The following is an 18,820-nucleotide window of genomic DNA, read 5'->3' as shown; positions in this document are numbered from 1 at the left end:
CGAAACGTCACCATAGAAGGAGATGACCGGGTGCCCGGCACGAATCTGACCCGCGAAGAGGCACAGGAGCGGGCGCGCCTGCTGACCGTGGACGCGTACGAGGTCGAGCTCGACCTCTCCGGAGCGCAGGAAGGCGGGTCCTTCCGGTCCGTCACCACGGTGCGCTTCGACTCCGCGGAGGCCGGTGCGGAGACCTTCATCGACCTCATCGCCCCCGCGGTGCACGACGTCGTCCTCAACGGCACCTCGCTGGATGTCGCCGCCGTCTTCCGGGACGCGCGGATCACGCTCCCGCACCTGCGCGAGGGCGCGAACGAGCTGAAGGTCGTCGCCGACTGCGCGTACACCAACACCGGTGAGGGGCTGCACCGGTTCGTCGACCCGGTCGACGAGCAGGCCTACCTCTACACCCAGTTCGAGGTCCCGGACGCGCGGCGGGTCTTCGCCAGCTTCGAGCAGCCCGACCTGAAGGCCGCGTTCACCTTCACCGTCACGGCCCCCGCCGGCTGGACCGTGATCTCGAACTCCCCGACCCCGGAGCCGGTGGAGAACGTCTGGTCCTTCGCGCCGACACCCCGCATCTCGACGTACATCACCGCACTGATCGCGGGCCCGTACCACTCGGTGCACAGCAGCTACGAACGCGACGGCCGGACGGTGCCGCTCGGCATCTACTGCCGCCCCTCGCTCGCCGAGTACCTCGACGCGGACGACATCTTCGAGCTCACCCGCCTGGGCTTCGACTGGTTCCAGGAGAAGTTCGACTACGCGTACCCGTTCGCGAAGTACGACCAGCTCTTCGTGCCCGAGTTCAACGCGGGCGCGATGGAGAACGCGGGCGCGGTCACCATCCGCGACCAGTACGTCTTCCGCTCCAAGGTCACCGACGCCGCGTACGAGGGCCGGGCGGAGACCATCCTCCACGAGCTCGCCCACATGTGGTTCGGCGACCTGGTCACCATGGAGTGGTGGAACGACCTCTGGCTGAACGAGTCGTTCGCCACCTACACCTCGATCGCCTGCCTGGCGGCGGCCGAGGGCTCCCGCTGGCCGCACTCGTGGACCACGTTCGCCAACTCCATGAAGACCTGGGCGTACCGGCAGGACCAGCTGCCGTCCACCCACCCGATCATGGCGGAGATCACCGACCTGGACGATGTCCTCGTCAACTTCGACGGGATCACGTACGCCAAGGGCGCCTCGGTCCTCAAGCAGCTCGTGGCGTACGTCGGCCAGGACGAGTTCTTCGCGGGCGTGCAGGCGTACTTCAAGGCGCACGCCTTCGGCAACACCCGGCTGGCGGACCTGCTGGGCGCGCTGGAGGAGACCTCCGGCCGCGACCTGAAGACCTGGTCGAAGTCCTGGCTGGAAACCGCCGGCATCAACATCCTGCGCCCGTCGTTGGAGACGGACCCCGAGGGCCGCATCACCTCCTTCGCCGTCCTCCAGGAGGCCCCGGCGCTCCCGGCCGGCGCCAAGGGCGAGCCGACGCTGCGCCCGCACCGCATCGCGATCGGCTTCTACGACCTCGGCGCCGACGGCAAGCTGGTCCGCACCGAGCGGATCGAGCTGGACGTGGACGGCGAGCGCACCGAGGTGCCGCTCCCCGAGGGCACCCGGCGTCCGGACGTGGTCCTGCTCAACGACGACGACCTGTCGTACGCGAAGGTCCGGCTCGACGAGGAGTCGCTGCGTTTCGTCACCGAGCACCTGGGCGACTTCGCCGAGTCGCTGCCGCGCGCGCTGTGCTGGGCCTCGGCCTGGGACATGACCCGCGACGGCGAGCTGGCGACCCGGGACTACCTGGAGCTGGTGCTGGCCGGCATCGGCAAGGAGTCGGACATCGGCGTGGTGCAGTCGCTGCACCGTCAGCTGAAGCTGGCGCTCGACCAGTACGCTGCGCCGGAGTCCCGCGAGGCGCTGCTGACCCGGTGGACGGACGCCACCCTGGCGCACCTGAACGGGGCCCCGGCCGGCAGCGACCACCAGCTCGCCTGGGCCCGCGCCTTCGCGGCGACGGCCCGTACCCCGCAGCAGCTGGACCTGCTCCAGGGGCTGCTGGACGGCACCAAGGCGGTCGAGGGCCTCGCCGTCGACACCGAGCTGCGCTGGGCGTTCGTGCAGCGGCTCTCCGCGACCGGTCTGCTGGACGAGGAGGAGATCGCCGCCGAGTACGAGCGCGACCGGACCGCGGCGGGCGAGCGGCACGCGGCCGAGGCCCGCGCCGCGCGTCCCTCCGAGGAGGCCAAGGCGGAGGCGTGGGCGCTGGTCGTCGAGTCCGACAAGCTGCCGAACTCCCTCCAGGAGGCGGTCATCGGCGGTTTCGTCCAGACCGAGCAGCGCGAGCTGCTCGCGCCGTACACGGAGAAGTACTTCGCGGCGGTCAAGGAGGTCTGGGAGACCCGCAGCCACGAGATGGCCCAGCAGGTCGCGATCGGCCTCTACCCGGCGATCCAGGTCTCCCAGGAGACGCTGGACGCCACGGACGCCTGGCTGGCCTCGGCCGAGCCGAACGCGGCGCTGCGCCGGCTGGTGTCGGAGTCCCGCGCGGGCGTCGAGCGCGCACTGCGCGCCCGCGCCGCGGACACCGCCGCCGCCTCGGCCGCGTAACCGCAGGACGCACGAGGGCGCCCTCCCCGGGGTACGTGCCGGGGAGGGCGCCCTCGTGCGTCGCACCCGGTGCGTCGCGCCGCCCCCGTAGACGGCCCCGTCCGCGTCCCCGTCCGCGTCCGGACATGCGTGTGCGCCGCGCGGTAACCCGTACCGGCGGCGCACACGGCGGAGCGTGTGGGGTTGTTACGCCTTCTTCTTGGACTTGTCGAGCACCACGACCAGGCCCGCGATCACCACGAACAGCGCGAGGGGTGCGAGGACGTACAGGCTGATGGTCTCGATGACCGACAGGCCGGTACCCGGGTCGTCGCCGTCGTCGCGCGAGAGCGCGAGAGCGGGGGACGACATGAGCAGCATCATCAGCGTCGTACCGGCCGCAACGGCGCCGGCGCGCATAGCGTTCTTCTTGTCCACGGTACAAACGTAGCGAACGCCTAGGGACGCCGCGCGCCCGGGGGTGCCGTACGTGGGGTCCGGGGGGTCAGTTGGTCCATCAGCCGGTGGAGCCGGGGCGAACCGGTGATCTGCTCCAGCGTCAGGGGACGGCCCTCCCCGTCGGCGATCGGCAGGCGCCAGTTGGGGTACTGGTCCCAGGTCCCGGGGAGGTTCTGGGGGCGCCGGTCGCCCACGGTGTCCGGCAGCCAGATCCCGGTCAGCAGGGCGGGGGTGCGCAGCAGGAAGCGGTGCACGGCGCGGACGGCGGCCTCCTCGTCACCCTCCCCCTCGGGCAGCAGCCGCAGCCGTGCCAGGCAGCCGAGCCATTCGGCGGTGTCGGCGGCGTCCTCGGCGAGCTCCTCCTCCAGCGTGCGGGTGAGCAGCCCGAGTTCGTGGCGGAGGCGGACGTGGTCGCCGGTCAGGCGGGCCGCGGTGGACGGCAGGTCGTGGGTGGTGGCGGTGGCCATGCACTCCCGGCGCCAGCTCTCCGGGGCGAGCGGGCGGCCGGTGCCCTCCCAGTCGCGCTCGAACCAGAGGACGGACGTGCCGAGGACCCCGCGCCGGGCGAGCGCCTCGCGGACGCCCGGCTCGACCGTGCCGAGGTCCTCGCCCAGGACGACGGCCCCCGCGCGGTGGGCTTCCAGGACGAGGACGGCGAGCATCGCCTCACCGTCCTGGCTGACGTAGGTGCCCTCGGTGGGCTGCCGGCCCTCCGGGACCCACCAGAGCCGGAAGAGGCCCATGACGTGGTCGATGCGGAGCGCCCCGGCGTGCGCGAGCAGGCCGCGCAGCAGGCGCCGGAAGGGGGCGTAGCCGGAGGCGGCGAGGGCGTCGGGGCGCCAGGGCGGCAGGCCCCAGTCCTGGCCGCGCGCATTGAAGGCGTCCGGGGGCGCGCCGACGGACATGCCCAGCGCGTAGTCCTCCTGGCCGGCCCAGGTGTCGGCGCCCGCCGGGTGCACGCCGACAGCGAGGTCGTGGATGATGCCGACCCCCATCCCGGCGTCCTCGGCGGCCCGCTGGGCCTCGGCGAGCTGGATGTCGGTCAGCCAGGCGAGCCGGCTGTGGAAGTCCACCCGGTCCAGCAGTCCGGTACGGGCACGGGCGGTCTCCCGGGAGCGGGGGTCGCGCAGCGGCTCGGGCCAGGCGTGCCAGTCGGGGCCGTGCACCTCGGCCAGTGCGCACCAGAGCGCGTGATCCTCCAGGGCCTGGCCCCGGGAGGCGAGGAAGTCGCAGTACGCGGCCCGGCGGCCGGGGGTCAGCGGCACCTGGTGGATGAGCTCCAGCGCCTGCTGTTTCAGCTCCCGGACGGCATCCCGGTCGATCAGCGCGCCCTTGTTGAGCACCGCCTCGCTGAGCGCGGCGGCGTCCTGGCGGAGGTCGTCCAGCACCGCTCGCGCGCGTACCTGGCCGTACTCGGGGATCGACTCGACGTGCAGGTGGACGGGGTCGGGGAAGAGCCGCGAGGAGGGGCGGTACGGGGACGGGTCGGTGGGCCGCCCGGGGACGGCGGCGTGCAGCGGGTTGATCTGGACGAACCCGGCGCCGAGGGTGCGTCCGGCCCAGGCGGCGAGGTCGGCCAGGTCGCCGAGGTCGCCCATGCCCCAGGAGCGCCCGGAGAGCAGGGAGTAGAGCTGCACGAGGAAGCCCTGGGTGCGGGCGGGCGGCTGCGGGGCGCGGGCGGGGGCCACGACGAGGGTCGCGGTGCCCTGCCGGTGGTCGAGGGTGCGCGCGGTCACCCGGTGCACGCCGAAGGGCAGGTCGGGCCACCAGACGGGGACGGGGGACGGCGGGGGCGTGTCCGGGACGTCCGCCTGCGCGCCCGTGACACGCAGCCGGACCGGCTCCGTCGTCCCGGCGCCCGGCTCGGCCTCCGGGGCGACCGTCAGTGCCGTACCGATGGGCAGGTCGGCGAGGGCGGCCGGCAAGGGCTCGCCCGCCCAGGCAACCAGGGTCGGCGGGAGCAGCCGGGAGCCCGCCCTCGATTCGGCGGCGTCGAGCGACCTCCGTACGTCCTCCGGGGTGCCGGCGTCCACGCCCAGCGCGGCGAGCACGGCCGTGACCGTGTCGTCGGGGACGGACACCGTGACGCCCGCGGACGGGGAGTAGGAAGTGGCGACACCGTGCAGGGCGGCGAGCCGGGACAGGCCCATTCAGACTCCTGGAGACTCCGTGGCCCCCGCGACACCGGGGGCGGTCGGTTCGCTGGTGAGCGGAGCGACGACGGCGAGCGGCGGCTCGCTCGTCAGGGGGGTGGCGTCGGCGAGCGGCGGCTCGCTGGTGAGGGGTGCGGCGCCGGTGGAGAGGGGTGCGTCGAGCGCGGGGGCGACGCCGGGGGTGACGCCGGCTGTGACGCCGTTGCGGGGCGCTCCGTCGACGGGACGGGGGAAGGCGGCGGGCTGGAGGGGCGGTGCACTGGTCAGAGGCCCCCGGCCGACCGGACCGGGGACCTGTTGGGAGAGGGCGGTGAGCGGAAGCTGGGCGGCTGCGGGCAAGGTGACCTCCTGGCCGTGGAAGCAGAACGGTAGTGAGACCTACCCAGCCCTCGGGCGCGCAGACTCGCCAAGCGCAGACGTGAGCGTGACATAGGTCCGATGCCAACGCCCTCAACGTGCCGTGGGTCACATTCCGTTCCCCCGGACGGCAGATATGGGTCATTTTCAGCCACTCCGCCGCCCGCCCCGGGGCCCGCCCCGGGGCCGGCCTCGGACCGGCGGACGGGGGTGTCCGTGGGTGCGCACGCGCACTCGGGGCACCCGGTCACCCGAGCTCGCAGGCGCTCAGGCACTCAGGCACCCGGGCGTTCGGGCATTCAGGCACTCGGGCGTTCGGGCGTTCAGGCGTTCAGGCGGAGACGCCGTCGATCCGGGCCAGCGCGTCGTCGGCGCCGAACGGCTGGAGGTAGGGCAGCCAGCGCGGGTCGCGGTGGCCGGTGCCGATGATCCGCCACGCCAGTCCGGTGGGCGGTGCGGGCTGGTGGCGCAGACGCCAGCCCAGCTCGGGCAGGTGCCGGTCGGCCTTGACGTGGTTGCAGCGGCGGCAGGCGGCCACCACGTTGTCCCACGCGTGGAGACCGCCCCGGCTGCGCGGGACGACGTGGTCGACGCTGGTGGCGGCGGCACCGCAGTACACGCAGCGGCCTCCGTCCCGGGCGAAGAGCGCGCGGCGGGTGAGCGGTACGGGCCCCCGGTAGGGGACCCGTACGAAGCGCTTGAGGCGGACCACACTGGGAGCCGGCACAGCGGTGGTGGGGCTGCGCAGGAGGGCGCCGGACTCCTCGAGGCAGACGGCCTTGTTTTCGAGCACGAGGACGAGCGCTCGGTGGAGCGGTACGACGCCGAGCGGCTCGTACGACGCGTTGAGAACCAGGACGTGCGGCACGGTGGATGCCTCCTTGTACGCCGGCGGCGCGTGGCTCGCGCCGGGACGATCCGCTCTCAGTCTCTCCTCATGCCTGGTCCGGGCGCCACCACGTGGGGGGAATGGGTCGGACGGATTCCGCCCGGACGGCCGCGCGGCCCCTGCCCGGATCGGCGGCGACCGGACCGGCGGCGACCGGACCGGCGGCGACCGGGACGTGACCGCCCGGAGGCGACCGGGGCGGAGGACATCGGACGGCGGCCGGTCGGACGGCGGGCCATCGGACGCGGCCGGTCGGACGGCGGGCGGTCGGACGGCGGACGGTCGGGTCCACGGCGAAGGCGGCACAGGGGTGTGCGTTCCGGATGAGATGCGTCTCTCGGCGCGCTCGGGACATCATCCGGGCCGCGTCCGTCGTTAACCTGGTTGATCCACTGTCGCCCGTACCGGAGGTCCCACCGTGTCCCCGTCCGTTCTGTTGGCCGCCACTCCGTCGACCGGGTCGGGAGGCTCGCTCGACGAGGCCGCCCGGCAGGCCGGCGACGCCGCGGGCTGGGTCGAACAGAACTGGTCCACCTGGCTGAGCACCGGACTGCGCATCGTCCTGATCGCCGCCGTGGCGATCGTGCTGCGCTACCTGATCCGCCGCGCTCTCACCAATCTGATCGAGCGGATGAACCGCAGCGCCCAGGCCGTGGAGGGCACCGCCCTCGGTGGGCTGCTGGTCAACGCCGAGCGGCGCCGTCAACGCTCGGAGGCGATAGGTTCCGTGCTCCGCTCGGTGACCTCCTTCATGATCCTCGGCACGGCGGCGCTGATGATCCTGGGCGCCTTCGAGATCAACCTGGCGCCGCTGCTGGCCTCCGCGGGGGTCGCCGGAGTGGCGCTCGGTTTCGGCGCGCGCAACCTCGTCACCGACTTCCTCTCCGGGGTCTTCATGATCCTGGAGGACCAGTACGGCGTCGGGGACACGGTCGACGCGGGGGTCGCATCCGGCGAGGTCATCGAGGTGGGGCTGCGGGTCACCAAGCTGCGCGGCGACAACGGCGAGATCTGGTACGTCCGCAACGGCGAGGTGAAGCGGATCGGCAACCTCAGCCAGGGCTGGTCCACCGCCGGTGTCGACGTGACGGTCCGGCCCACCGAGGACCTGGACCGGGTCCGCGCGGCCATCACCGCCGCCGCCGAGGTCATGGCGAAGGAGGAGCCGTGGAGCGAGCGGCTCTGGGGCCCGGTGGAGATCCTCGGCCTGGACGCCGTCCTGCTGGACTCGATGACCGTGCGGGTCACCGCGAAGACCATGCCGGGCAAGGCACTGACGGTGGAGCGCGAGCTGCGCTGGCGCATCAAGCGGTCGCTGGACGAGGCGGGCATCCGCATGATCGGCGCGCTGCCCGCGCAGCCGGACGCGGAATCGGCGGCGGACCCCACCGCGGCGATGGCCGCCCCGTCCGCGTACGCCTCGGCCACGTCGCCGCAGTCGCTCGCCGCGACGCCGCTCACCCCGCCGGGCATCACCAAGTAGCACCGCACGCACCGAACCGCCCCGGGAGGGCCTCCGCGCACGTCGCGGAGGCCCTCCCGTCCGTTTCCGGGCGGGTTTCCGGGCGTGTTTCCGGGCGTGCTTCGGAGGGCTCTCCCGCGCCCTTCCGGGCCACGCTCTCGTTGCCCGGCCACCTCGAGGCCGTCCCGCCGTCGACACCCCGGATACGAGCGGTGGTCGACCGGCCGGGGCATCCGGAGGCGCACGTTCCGGTGATTTTCGACGGCAGCGGGCCGGCGGCGCGCCACCCGGACCTGGGCCCCCGGATCACCACGCCGGTCGCGGCCCGCGCGCCCCGGGCTGAGGTCCTTGTGGTGGCTCAACACCCTTTACTGGGAGTCGCGTTGCGGGGCCCGGACCAGACGGGGGCGGCCCCCGGGGCGCACGCCGGGCTGCGTGCGCGGTGCGCCCGAGAGCCTGCCGACGACCTCCGACCGGGCCGCCACCCGTCAACTCCCGTACAGAGTCGTCCGGGACGCCTCTTGCGTACGGGAACCGATCAGTTGTCCCGATCGTGTTCACACCCGGGGAATCGGTCCGGTACGGGGCGGCCGCGGGTCGGGGATGCCGGATTGCCGGCGCCACCGCCCGCCGCCCTCCTCACCGGGACGGCTCCTCCGCCGGGACGACGGGACGCGGAGAGCGGTGCGAGATCCAGGTATTCCTGGTGGACGCCGCTCCCTGCGGCCATACTTCAGGCCGGGCGCCACTCCCCCGATCGGCCGGGGGCGACGGCGCCGTCATGGACCGAGGGGGAAGTCGAGTGACACACCCGCCGATCGGGGGGCCGCCGCGCGTGCACGGAGCGGAGCGGGCGTCCCGCGTGCCCGCGCAGCGGCGTGGGGCGGCATCCGCCCTGGCGGGACGGCTGCGCGGGGCCGCGACGACCGAGCCGGGGCGGCTGCGGCTCGTCGGAGCCGTACTCGCCCTGCTCGTGGTGGCGTTCGGGGCGGTGACCGCCGTGGAGGCGTCCGGTCGGGCCGCTGCCGCGGACGATGTGGTGCGCCGCAGCCAGCCGCTGAGCGCGGACGCGGCGGCCGTCTACCGCTCGCTCGCCGACGCCGACACGATGGCGGCGAGCGGCTTCCTCGCGGGCACCCAGGAACCGGAGAACGTTCGCGCCCAGTACGAGAAGGACATCGAGAACGCCTCCCGGCTCCTGGTGAAGGCGGCAGCGAACACGGAGGCCGGCACCTCCGCCGGCCGCGAGATCCGCACGATGAACGAACTCCTCCCGGTCTACACCGGCCTGGTCGAGCGGGCCCGTGCCAACAACCGTCTCGGGCTCCCGCTGGGCGGCGCCTACCTCCGGTACGCCAACCAGAAGATGAGCGGCGAACTCCTGCCCGCCGCCGAGCGCTTGTACACGGCGGAGACCGGCCGGCTCGACGCGGACCAGAGCGACGCCCGCCAGTGGCCGCTCGTCGCCCTCGCCGCCGGAATCCTGGCCCTGGCCGTGCTCGCCTGGGCCCAGCGTCGCGACTACCGCCGGACCAACCGGGTCTTCAGCGGCGGGCTGCTCGCCGCGACCGCAGCGACCGCCGCCGTGCTGGTGTGGCTGGCCGTCGGCCAGACCCTGGCCAGGACCGAGCTGCACGATGCCATGGCGAACGGCCAGGCCTCGCTGGACGTGCTGAACGACGCGCGGATCGCCTCCCTCAAGGCACGCGCCAACGAGAACCTCACCCTGGTCGCCCGGGGCGCGGTGCTCACCGAGGACGGCTCCGCCGACCAGTACCAGAGCGACTACACGGCGGACATGGACACGCTCCGCACGGAGCTCGGCAGGGCGGGGAAGCTGGCCGACGACGACGCCGGGAGCACCCCGGTGGCGACCGCCGCGGGCAGTGTGACGGAGTGGCAGAAGCGCCACACCGACGCCCGCCGGACCGACGACAGCGGGGATTACGAGGGCGCGCTCGCGCTGGTCATCGGGGCGAAGGACTCCACCGGCGAGTGCTTCTCGAAGGTGGACGCCGCGCTGGAGACCGCCCTGGCCCACGAGCAGCGGCAGTTCGACGCGGCGGCCGGGAAGGGCCGCGGCGCACTGGACGGTCTGCCGGTCGGGGCGGGGGTCCTGGCGGCGCTGGGCGCGATCGCCGCGATCACGGGGACCGGCCGGAGACTCGGGGAGTACCGGTGAACGAGCGAGCACCCGTACCGGCCGGGGAGCCGGCAGAGGCAGGAGCGGTGGGAGGGGGAGCGATGGCCCGGGCGAGGAGCGGCGGGGGCGGGCGGCTGCGTGGCTGGGGCGGGGTGGCGGCCATGGCCGTGGCCTGCGTGCTCACCGCCCTGTTCGCCCTGCTGCCGCTGGGCCACGAGGACTCCGCTTCCTTCGCCGGCGGCTCCGGACCGGGCGCGGCCCCGGCCACCCAGGTGCGCGCGGACACCTGCGAGAAGCCGGAAGCGAGCCTGCCGCCGTCCCGGAACGACGGTCCGGGGGTCGAGCGGATCAAGGAGCGCGGCAAGCTCATCGCCGGCGTGGACCAGAACAGCTACCGCTGGGGCTACCGCAATCCGGCGACCGGCAAGCTGGAGGGCTTCGACATCGACCTCGTCCGGGCCATCGCCCAGGACATCCTCGGCGACTCCTCCAAGGTGGTCTTCCGGGCCATCCCGACCAGCCAGCGGATCGCGGCGCTGGAGAGCGGCCGGGTCGACGTGGTGGTGCGGACGATGACGATCAACTGCGCGCGGCTGAAGCAGGTCGCCTTCTCCACCGCGTACTTCCAGGCGGGCCAGCAGGTGCTCGCCCCGGTGACCTCGGACATCTCCGGGTACAACGCCTCGCTGCGCGGGAAGCGGGTCTGCACCGCCGAGGGCTCAACCGCCTACGAGGCCCTGAAGAAGCAGTCGTACGGCGCGGTGTTCGAGGACGCGCACGACGGCACCGCCGAGGACGAGGACCGGCTGACCGTCCCCAGTCAGCTCGACTGCCTGGTGCGCCTGCAACTCGGCGAGGTGGACGCCGTGGTGACGGACAACGCGCTGGCGGCGGGCCAGGTGGCGCAGGACCCGACGGTGGAGCTCAAGGGCGGCCCGTTCACCACGGAGTACTACGGCGTCGCCGCCAAGCTCGGCTCCGACGATCTGGTGGCCCGGGTCAACCAGGTGCTGGCGGAGTACCGCGGCGGCGGTGCGGGGAGCCCGTGGATGCGGTCGTACCGCACGTGGCTGGAGGCCGGACTGCCCGGCATCACGGCGCCCCCGGCGCCCACGTACCGGAGCAACTGATCCCGACGGGCCCACGGGCCGGCGGGGAGAGCGGAGAGGTGAGCGATGGGCGTCGCGGGACCCTTCCCCGGCCATACGGAAAGGCCCCCGGGACCGGTCATGGACCGGGACGAGGCGGACCGTGCGCTGGCCCGGCTCGGCGCGGAGCACGAGGCCATCGAGACCTCGCTCCTCGCCCTGCAGGACCATGCCGGCCGACGCCTCCTGGAGGGCGCCGACCTCTCCGGGGTGACCAAGGAGCGCTGGGCGACCACCGAGCGCTCGATCACCCTGCTCTGGGCGTACTTCGACGCGTACGCCGACACGCTCGGTGAGGCGCGCGCGGTGCGCGCCCGCAGACGGCACCCCAACCGGGACGACCTGGAGACCCTCACCGGGCTGCTCCGGGGCCGGGAGATCACCGTCGCGCACGGCGCCGCACCGCCCGCCCCTTCCGTCACCGGCCCGGTCAGGCTCGCCGAGCACTTCTCGCTGGAGGAGCTGGTAAGCCGGATGAACACGCTCTACGCGCGCTCGCTGGACATGGTGGTGGCCTCCGACTCCGTCTGGTCGGCGCTGCCCGCCAGGATCGACCTGCTCGCCGCCGAACTCCACCGCACCCGCTCGCTCGCCCACTCCGTGGGGGTCCGGCCGGGCGAGCACCCGTCGGGCGACGACCTGGAGTCGATCACCCTGGAACTGGCCGAACTGCGGGCCCGGGTCATCGCCGACCCACTGGCGTTCTGGCTGCCGGGGTCCGGCAGCGCGGCACCGGGCGGTGGCCGGGCGGACACCGCCCGGTACGACCGGGCGGCCCGTGCGCTGGAGGAGGTGCGGCGGGAGATCGAGGCGGTGCTCGCCGTCCGGCAGGACGCCGAACAGCGGCTCGCGCGGCTGCGGGACGTGCTGTCCCGCGCCGACCGCACGCTGGCCGAGGCACGGGTGGCCCGGGTCGAGGTGCTGGCGAAGATCGCGGCCTCGGAGGTGCCCGCCGTCAGCGGCCCCTCGACCGCCCTCCAGGAGCGGCTGGCCGCCGCCTCCGAGCACCGCAGGCACGCCCGCTGGCACCGGCTCCCCCCGCTGCTGGAGCAGTTGGAGCGGGAGGCCGAGGAGGAGCTGCTGCGCGCCCGCGAGTCGCTGACCTCGGTCACCGCGCCGCTCGCCGTACGGGCGGAGCTGCGGGGCCGGCTGGACGCGTACCGCGCGAAGGTGGCACGGCACGGCCTCGCGGAGGACCCGCTGCTGATCGAGCGGTACGACGCGGCCCGCCGGATGCTATGGAGCGCGCCCTGCGATCTGCGGGTCGCCGGTCAGGCGGTGCTCCGCTACCAGCACACGGCCACCGAGATGATGGCGCCGAGCCGGACGTCCTCGCCCGAGGACCGGCCCCGCGCCGAGGGGGAGACACGATGAGTACCCGGTGCCAGCGCCCCACGTGCGAGGGCTCTTACGAGGACATGGGCGAGGGTGAGCTGTACTGCGACACCTGCGGTCTGGCCCCCGTCGTCTCCCCGAACGGCATGGTCGCCTCGCCGCCCACCGGGATCGCGGCCGGCGCCCGTGCGGCGCGCGGCAGTGGTGCGGTTACCGGGAGTGGTGCGGCGGAGGCCGGTTCGGCGTCGGCACGGGCCGGTTCGCGCGCCTCGGCCCGTGCGTCCTCGCGCTCCTCGACCTCGCGGAGGTCCGTTTCGGGCCGGCTGTCGCGGGAGCTCTCCAGCGGGGCAGGTTCCGCACCGGCCGTGTCGGTGCGGGCGTCGGGCGCATCGACCGGCGCCTCCGGCCGGGGGCGGCTGGGCGCGGGCCTGGTGCAGGTGCCGGACGTACCGCGTCCCGATCCGCGTGCGGCCGTGATGGCGAACCCCGAGGTCCCCGAGCGGAAGCGGTTCTGCTCGCGTTCGGACTGCGGGGCGCCGGTGGGCAGAGCGCGCGGCGACCGCCCGGGGCGCACGGAGGGGTTCTGCACCAAGTGCGGGCACCCGTACTCCTTCGTGCCGAAGCTGCGCGGCGGCGACGTGGTGCACGGGCAGTACGAAGTGGCGGGCTGTCTCGCGCACGGCGGGCTCGGCTGGGTGTACCTCGCGGTGGACCGGGCCGTCTCGGACCGCTGGGTGGTCCTCAAGGGCCTGCTGGACACCGGCGACCAGGACGCCATGGCGGCGGCGATCTCGGAGCGCCGCTTCCTCGCGGAGATCGAGCACTCCAACATCGTCCGGATCTACAACTTCGTCGAGCACCTGGACCAGCGGACGGGTTCGCTGGACGGCTACATCGTGATGGAGTACGTCGGCGGCAAGGCCCTCAAGGAGATCGCCAACGACCGCCGCACCCCGTCCGGGAGGCGCGATCCGCTGCCCGTGGAGCAGGCGTGCGCGTACGGGATCGAGGCGCTGGAGGCGCTCGGGCATCTGCACAGCCGCAACCTCCTCTACTGCGACTTCAAGGTCGACAACGCGATCCAGACGGAGAACCAGCTCAAGCTGATCGACATGGGCGCGGTGCGCCGGATGGACGACGAGGAATCGGCGATCTACGGCACGGTGGGGTACCAGGCCCCCGAGGTCGGGGAGGTCGGCCCGTCGGTCGCCTCCGACCTGTACACGGTGGCGAGGACCCTCGCGGTGCTCACCTTCGACTTCCAGGGCTACACCAACGTCTTCGTCGACTCGCTGCCGGACCCGGAGAACATAGAGGTCTTCCGGACGTACGAGTCCTTCTACCGGCTGTTGGTACGCGCCACCGACCCCGACCCGGCGCGGCGTTTCGCCTCGGCGGAGGAGATGGCCGAGCAGCTGACAGGGGTGCTGCGGGAGGTCGTCTCGCTCCAGTCGGGGCGCCCGCGCCCGGCCCTCTCTACCCTGTTCGGCCCGGAACTGCGAGTGACGGACACGCAATTGTTCGCCGAGCTGACGGGTGACGTGTCACGCCTCGGCGGCCGTCGCCCCCCGTCCGCACGCCGCGCCGAGCGACGCCGGAAGCCGTCCGCCGGGGCCGTCACCGGGGCCGTCTCGCAAGCCGTCGCCCCGGGCGCCGGCGCCCCGGCGGTGGCGGCGGCGCTGCCGGTGGCCTCCGGCCCGTACGGCAGCGTTCCCCCGGCCCGTACCGGCGCGGTCGGCCCGCAGCCGGGCGGGTACGGGCATCCCAACGGGTACGCCCAGGGCGGCGGTCACACGTCGGCCGGGCACCCGCCTTCGGCGGCGGCCCTGACGGCCCCGCCCACCCACGCGAACACCTCGGCGGGGCGGGCGTGGGGCGGTGGGCCGGTGGGCGGTACGGGCGGCGGCCAGGCGAGCGGGCCCGTGGGCGGTGGTCCCGTGGGCGGTGCGGCGTTCCCGTACGGGCCGCCGCAGCCGGGTGCGGGGGGCCGGGTCGGCCACGTCCACCCGGCGGCCGGTGTCCCGGCGCCTCGGCCGGCGGAGGGCGTACCGGCCCCCGGGCCCGGTGCGGCCCCGGCCGGTCCGGGTCAGTGGCTCGGCAGGCTCGACGCGGGTGCTACCGCGCTCTCGCTGCCGGTGCCGCGCGTCGACGCGAGCGACCCCAACGCCGGTTTCCTCGCCGGGGTGATGGCGGCGGCGCCCCAGGAGCTGATCGGCGCGCTGCGCACCGTCCCGGCCCCCTCGCCGGAGACCCGGCTGCGTGAACTGCGCGCCCTGCTGGAGCTCGGCGAGTACGCGGCGGCCGTCCATGTGCTGGGCGAGCTGGAGGTCCGGCACCCGGACGACTGGCGGGTCGTCTGGTACCGGGGAGTCGTCTCCCTGGTGACCGGCGACCGCGAACGCGCGGCGCTCTCCTTCGAGGCGGTGTACGACGCGTTCCCGGGCGAGCCGGCGCCCAAGCTGGCGCTCGGGATCTGTGCGGAGGTCCTGGGGCAGCTGGACAACGCGGCGGACTACTACCACCTCGTGTGGACCACCGACCCGAGCTTCGTCAGCGCCGCGTTCGGGCTCGCCCGCGTGCGCTTCGCCGCCGGAGACCGCACCGGCGCGGTACGCACGCTGGAGTCGGTGCCCGCCGCGTCGATCCACTTCACGGCCGCCCGGGTCGCCGCGGTCCGCGCGCGGCTGCGCGGACGGGACCCCGGAGAGCCGCTGGCTGACGACCTGGCCGCCGCCTCGGACCAGATCACGGCGCTGGCCGGGCTGGGGCTGGACGCGGTGCGCCGCGAGCGGCTCTCGACCGAGGTGCTGGGGACCGCGCTGGACTGGGTACTCTCCACAGGACCCGCCCGCCTGTCCGCGGGCCCTGCGGTCTCCGGGCCGGGCGCACGGAAGCTGCTCGGCAGCGAACTGGACGAGCGGGGTCTCCGGTTCGGGCTGGAACGCTCGTACAGGATGCTCGCCCGGCTGGCTCAGCAGGGTGACGAGAGGATCGAACTGGTGGAGCGGGCCAACCGTTTCCGCCCCCGGACGTGGGTGTGAAGATGTCACAGATCCAGCAGACGGCCCCCCTGCCGACGTGCCCCAGCTGTGCGGAACCGCTGGAGCCGGGCGACCTGTTCTGCGGCGCCTGCGGCTACGACCTGTCGGCCGTGCCCGAACGGCCGGGCGACCGGCCGACGATCGCCATCTCCGTCCCGCCCCCACCGCAGGCTCCCCCCGTCCGGGCTGCGGCCCCGGCGGTTCCGGCGGCTCAGGCGGCCCCGGCCGAGCCCGCGGCGGCGGTCCAGTGGCCGGCGGCGTCCGAGACCGACACCGCGGACCAGCCCGCGCCCGTCCACCGCCCGGCCGACCTCCCGGGCATCGACTCGGCGGGGCACCCGCTGCCCGCCCGGGCCGCCGCCGCCCCGGCCGCCCGGGCCGCCGCACCGCAGGCCGCTCCCGCCCCGGTCGCACCGGCCGCCGTGCGGCACGACGACCGGGTGGCGCCGGAACAGCCGCACCCCGGCGCGGGCTCCGGCGGCTCGGGCTCGGGCTCCGGGGACTTCGAGCTCGCCGCGCCGGGCGCCGTTCCCGGGGGCACCGTTCCGGAGGGCGTTCCCGCCGCCGACCCGCGCGGTACGGGCGGCACGGCGGCCCCGAGCGGCACGGACGGTACACGCAGTACGAGCAGTACAAGCAGTACGAGCGGCGCGAACGGCCCTGCCGGTGCCGGACTCTGTGTCGCCTGCCGGGCCGGCCGGGTCGACGCCGACGGGTACTGCGGAACCTGCGGCCACGCCCAGCCGCGCGAGCGCGACCACGTGGAGCAGGAGCTCGGACCGGTGGCGGCGGTCAGTGACCGAGGGCTGCGCCACCACCGCAACGAGGACGCCTTCGCCGTGTCGGCCACCGCGCTGCCGGACGGTTCGCCGGCCGTCGTCGCGATCGTCTGCGACGGGGTTTCCTCCGCGCACCGGCCCGACGAGGCCTCGGCCGCCGCCGCGACCGCGGCGGGCGCGTCCCTCCTGGAGTCGCTGCCGCGCGGCACACATCCGCAGCAGGCGATGCACGACGCGATCGTCGCGGCCTCCCGGGCCGTCAACGCCCTGGCGGAGGAGCAGGAGGGGACTGCGGAGCACGATCCCCACCGCAACCAGAACGCGCCGGCCTGCACGCTGGTCGGCGCCGTCACCGCCGGCGGTCTGCTGGTCATCGGGTGGGTCGGCGACAGCCGCGTCTACTGGGTGCCGTCCGACCGTACGCAGCAGGCCGCCAGGCTCACCGAGGACGACTCCTGGGCCGCGCAGATGGTGGCGGCGGGTCTGATGAACGAGGAGCAGGCGTACGCGGACGAGCGCGCCCACGCGATCACCGGTTGGCTCGGCGCCGACGCCTACGAACTCGACCCGCACACCGCCGCGTTCAAGCCGGACCGGCCGGGCACGGTGGTCGTTTGCACCGACGGCCTGTGGAACTACGCGGAGTCCGCCGAGGAGATGGCCGCCGCGCTGCCCCGGGACGCCCACGAACGCCCGTTGCACGGTGCCCAGGTGCTGGTGGGTCACGCGCTCGACGGCGGGGGCCACGACAACGTAACAGTGGCGCTGCTGCCGTTCGCCGTACAACCCACCGGGGCACACTCCGGCTGACGCCCAGCCGCCCGCACAGCGGCGCCCCGACCGCCTCCCACTCGCCTCCCGCCCGCGTACGACCGCGCGCGACCGTTTCCCGACCGCCTCCCGACCGCGCGTGACCGCTTCCGCCCGTTGAGCAACTGCTCTCCGGCCTTCCCGACCACTTCCCGCACCGGATGCCCTCGCTCCCGGCAAGGTCGCCCGCCGGGCCGGTACGTCAACCGGCACGTCAACCGGCACATCATCCGGTTCGTCAGTCAGTACGCCGACCGCATACCCGTATCCGTCCCACCGGTGGGGCATCGAGGAGCCGCTCCATGGCCAACTTCTCCAAGTCGCAACAGCCGCAGTTCTCCGTGGATGTGTACCAGAACACCTACCTCCCCGAGGGGGGCCGGGAGGTCAACGCGATCGTCACGGTCACGTCCACGGGCGGCGGCACGTCCGGGGGTGTGCCGCTCGCCGGAGGCGCGGCGGCGCCCGGGTCGGACGCGGCAGTCGTGCTCATGGTCGACTGCTCAGGGTCGATGGAGTACCCGCCCACGAAGATGCGCAACGCCCGGGACGCCACAGCGGCGGCCATCGACACCCTGCGGGAGGGCACCCGGTTCGCGGTGGTGGCCGGTACGCACGTGGCCAGGGACCTCTACCCGGGCAACGGCCGGCTCGCCACGGCGGACCATCTGACCAAGGCGCAGGCGAAGGACGCGCTGCGCGGGCTCAGCGCGGGCGGCGGCACGGCGATCGGCACCTGGCTCCGCCTCGCCGACCGGCTGTTCGGCACCACCGGAGCGGGTCTGCGGCACGGCATCCTGCTGACCGACGGGCGCAACGAGCACGAGGCGCCCGAGGACCTGCGGGCGGCCCTGGACGCCTGCGCGGGCCGCTTCACCTGTGACGCCCGGGGCGTCGGCACCGACTGGGAGGTGAAGGAGGTCACGGCCGTCGCCTCCGCCCTGCTGGGCACCGCCGACATCGTCGCCGACCCGGCCGGGCTGGCCGCGGACTTCACGCGGATGATGGAGAACGCCATGGGCAAGGAGGTCGCGGACGTGGCACTGCGGCTCTGGACGCCGGTGGACACCGAGATCCTCTTCGTCAAGCAGGTGGCACCGGCGGTCGTCGATCTGACCGGGCGCCGGACGGAGGCGGGACCGCGCGCAGGGGATTATCCGACCGGTTCCTGGGGTGACGAATCCCGCGATTATCACGTGTGCGTCAGGGTTCCGGAGGCCCGAATCGGCCAGGAGATGCTGGCGGCGCGCGTCTCCCTGATCCTCCCCGCGCCCTCTAGCGGGGGCACTGCGCAGACCCTTTCGCAGGGGCTGGTGCGGGCGGTGTGGACGGACGACCTGGTGGCGTCCACGGCGATGAATCCGCAGGTCGCGCACTACACGGGCCAGGCCGAACTGGCCCGGGTGATCCAGCAGGGACTCGACGCCCGCAAGTCCGGCGACCTGGACGGAGCGACCGCGAAACTGGGCCGCGCGGTGCAGCTCGCGACAGTCTCCGGCAACGAGGACACCGCCAAGCTCCTTTCGAAGGTGGTCGACGTGGTCGACGCCGCGACGGGTACTGTGCGACTGAAAGCGAAGGTCGCGGAAGCGGACGAGATGACACTCGAAACGCGCTCCACCAAGACCGTTCGCGTCAAGAAGTAGCAAGAGAAC

At 74.0% G+C, this 18,820-nt stretch carries 12 protein-coding genes; 8 read left to right on the top strand and 4 right to left on the bottom strand.

The features are described 5' to 3' along the window. The first annotated feature begins 30 nt into the window (after positions 1-30). On the top strand, positions 31-2,610 hold the full coding sequence (pepN, locus tag ACFYPN_RS06200; protein ID WP_358763417.1) for an aminopeptidase N: 2,580 nt from the start codon (positions 31-33) through the stop codon (positions 2,608-2,610). A gap of 186 nt (positions 2,611-2,796) precedes the next feature. Here pepN and ACFYPN_RS06195 read toward each other — a convergent pair whose 3' ends face one another. From ACFYPN_RS06195 to ACFYPN_RS06180, 4 genes are all read right to left on the bottom strand, one after another. Continuing rightward, positions 2,797-3,027: a hypothetical protein gene (locus tag ACFYPN_RS06195; RefSeq protein ID WP_358763416.1), complete on the bottom strand. Its 231-nt coding sequence runs from the start codon at positions 3,025-3,027 to the stop codon at positions 2,797-2,799. Positions 3,028-3,047: 20 nt separating this feature from the next. Further along, positions 3,048-5,198, bottom strand: a complete 2,151-nt coding sequence (gene malQ / locus ACFYPN_RS06190) for a 4-alpha-glucanotransferase (protein ID WP_358763414.1) — start codon at positions 5,196-5,198, stop codon at positions 3,048-3,050. Then, the gene (locus ACFYPN_RS06185) at positions 5,199-5,540 is read right to left on the bottom strand and encodes a hypothetical protein (RefSeq protein WP_358763412.1); all 342 of its coding nucleotides are present in this window, start codon (positions 5,538-5,540) and stop codon (positions 5,199-5,201) included. A gap of 349 nt (positions 5,541-5,889) precedes the next feature. Next, positions 5,890-6,426, bottom strand: coding sequence for an HNH endonuclease (locus ACFYPN_RS06180; protein WP_358763410.1), 537 nt, complete (start codon positions 6,424-6,426; stop codon positions 5,890-5,892). A gap of 439 nt (positions 6,427-6,865) precedes the next feature. On the opposite strand from ACFYPN_RS06180, the gene ACFYPN_RS06175 reads away from it, so the two are divergent. From ACFYPN_RS06175 to ACFYPN_RS06145, 7 genes are all read left to right on the top strand, one after another. Continuing rightward, on the top strand, positions 6,866-7,930 hold the full coding sequence (locus tag ACFYPN_RS06175) for a mechanosensitive ion channel family protein (RefSeq protein ID WP_358763408.1): 1,065 nt from the start codon (positions 6,866-6,868) through the stop codon (positions 7,928-7,930). Positions 7,931-8,711: 781 nt separating this feature from the next. Beyond that, complete coding sequence (locus tag ACFYPN_RS06170; RefSeq protein WP_389296918.1) at positions 8,712-10,091, top strand: hypothetical protein; 1,380 nt, start codon at positions 8,712-8,714, stop codon at positions 10,089-10,091. Positions 10,092-10,153: 62 nt separating this feature from the next. Beyond that, on the top strand, positions 10,154-11,182 hold the full coding sequence (locus ACFYPN_RS06165) for a glutamate ABC transporter substrate-binding protein (protein ID WP_358763439.1): 1,029 nt from the start codon (positions 10,154-10,156) through the stop codon (positions 11,180-11,182). Between the two features lie 45 nt (positions 11,183-11,227). Then, positions 11,228-12,574 (top strand): hypothetical protein, encoded by a 1,347-nt coding sequence (locus ACFYPN_RS06160; protein WP_358763404.1) that lies wholly within the window; start codon positions 11,228-11,230, stop codon positions 12,572-12,574. Beyond that, on the top strand, positions 12,571-15,576 hold the full coding sequence (locus tag ACFYPN_RS06155) for a tetratricopeptide repeat protein (protein ID WP_358763403.1): 3,006 nt from the start codon (positions 12,571-12,573) through the stop codon (positions 15,574-15,576). The genes ACFYPN_RS06160 and ACFYPN_RS06155 overlap by 4 nt, the downstream gene beginning before the upstream one ends. A 2-nt stretch (positions 15,577-15,578) precedes the next feature. Next, positions 15,579-17,165 (top strand): PP2C family serine/threonine-protein phosphatase, encoded by a 1,587-nt coding sequence (locus ACFYPN_RS06150; protein WP_358763401.1) that lies wholly within the window; start codon positions 15,579-15,581, stop codon positions 17,163-17,165. A 302-nt stretch (positions 17,166-17,467) separates the two neighbouring features. Further along, the gene (locus tag ACFYPN_RS06145; protein WP_358763399.1) at positions 17,468-18,811 is read left to right on the top strand and encodes a VWA domain-containing protein; all 1,344 of its coding nucleotides are present in this window, start codon (positions 17,468-17,470) and stop codon (positions 18,809-18,811) included. Positions 18,812-18,820 lie beyond the last annotated feature (9 nt).

Source organism: Streptomyces sp. NPDC005576, from assembly GCF_042871745.1.
In the GTDB taxonomy this organism is placed as follows: Bacteria; Actinomycetota; Actinomycetes; order Streptomycetales; family Streptomycetaceae; genus Streptomyces.
This window is presented reverse-complemented; position numbering and strand designations above follow the sequence as displayed.

What these genes read in the sequence shown, in the direction of transcription:
- ACFYPN_RS06155 (WP_358763403.1), top strand. Translation starts at nt 12,571, where the DNA reads ATGAGTACCCGGTGCCAGCGCCCCACGTGCGAGGGCTCTTACGAGGAC.
- malQ (WP_358763414.1), bottom strand. Translation starts at nt 5,198, where the DNA reads ATGGGCCTGTCCCGGCTCGCCGCCCTGCACGGTGTCGCCACTTCCTAC.
- ACFYPN_RS06165 (WP_358763439.1), top strand. Translation starts at nt 10,154, where the DNA reads ATGGCCCGGGCGAGGAGCGGCGGGGGCGGGCGGCTGCGTGGCTGGGGC.
- ACFYPN_RS06150 (WP_358763401.1), top strand. Translation starts at nt 15,579, where the DNA reads ATGTCACAGATCCAGCAGACGGCCCCCCTGCCGACGTGCCCCAGCTGT.
- ACFYPN_RS06160 (WP_358763404.1), top strand. Translation starts at nt 11,228, where the DNA reads ATGGGCGTCGCGGGACCCTTCCCCGGCCATACGGAAAGGCCCCCGGGA.
- ACFYPN_RS06145 (WP_358763399.1), top strand. Translation starts at nt 17,468, where the DNA reads ATGGCCAACTTCTCCAAGTCGCAACAGCCGCAGTTCTCCGTGGATGTG.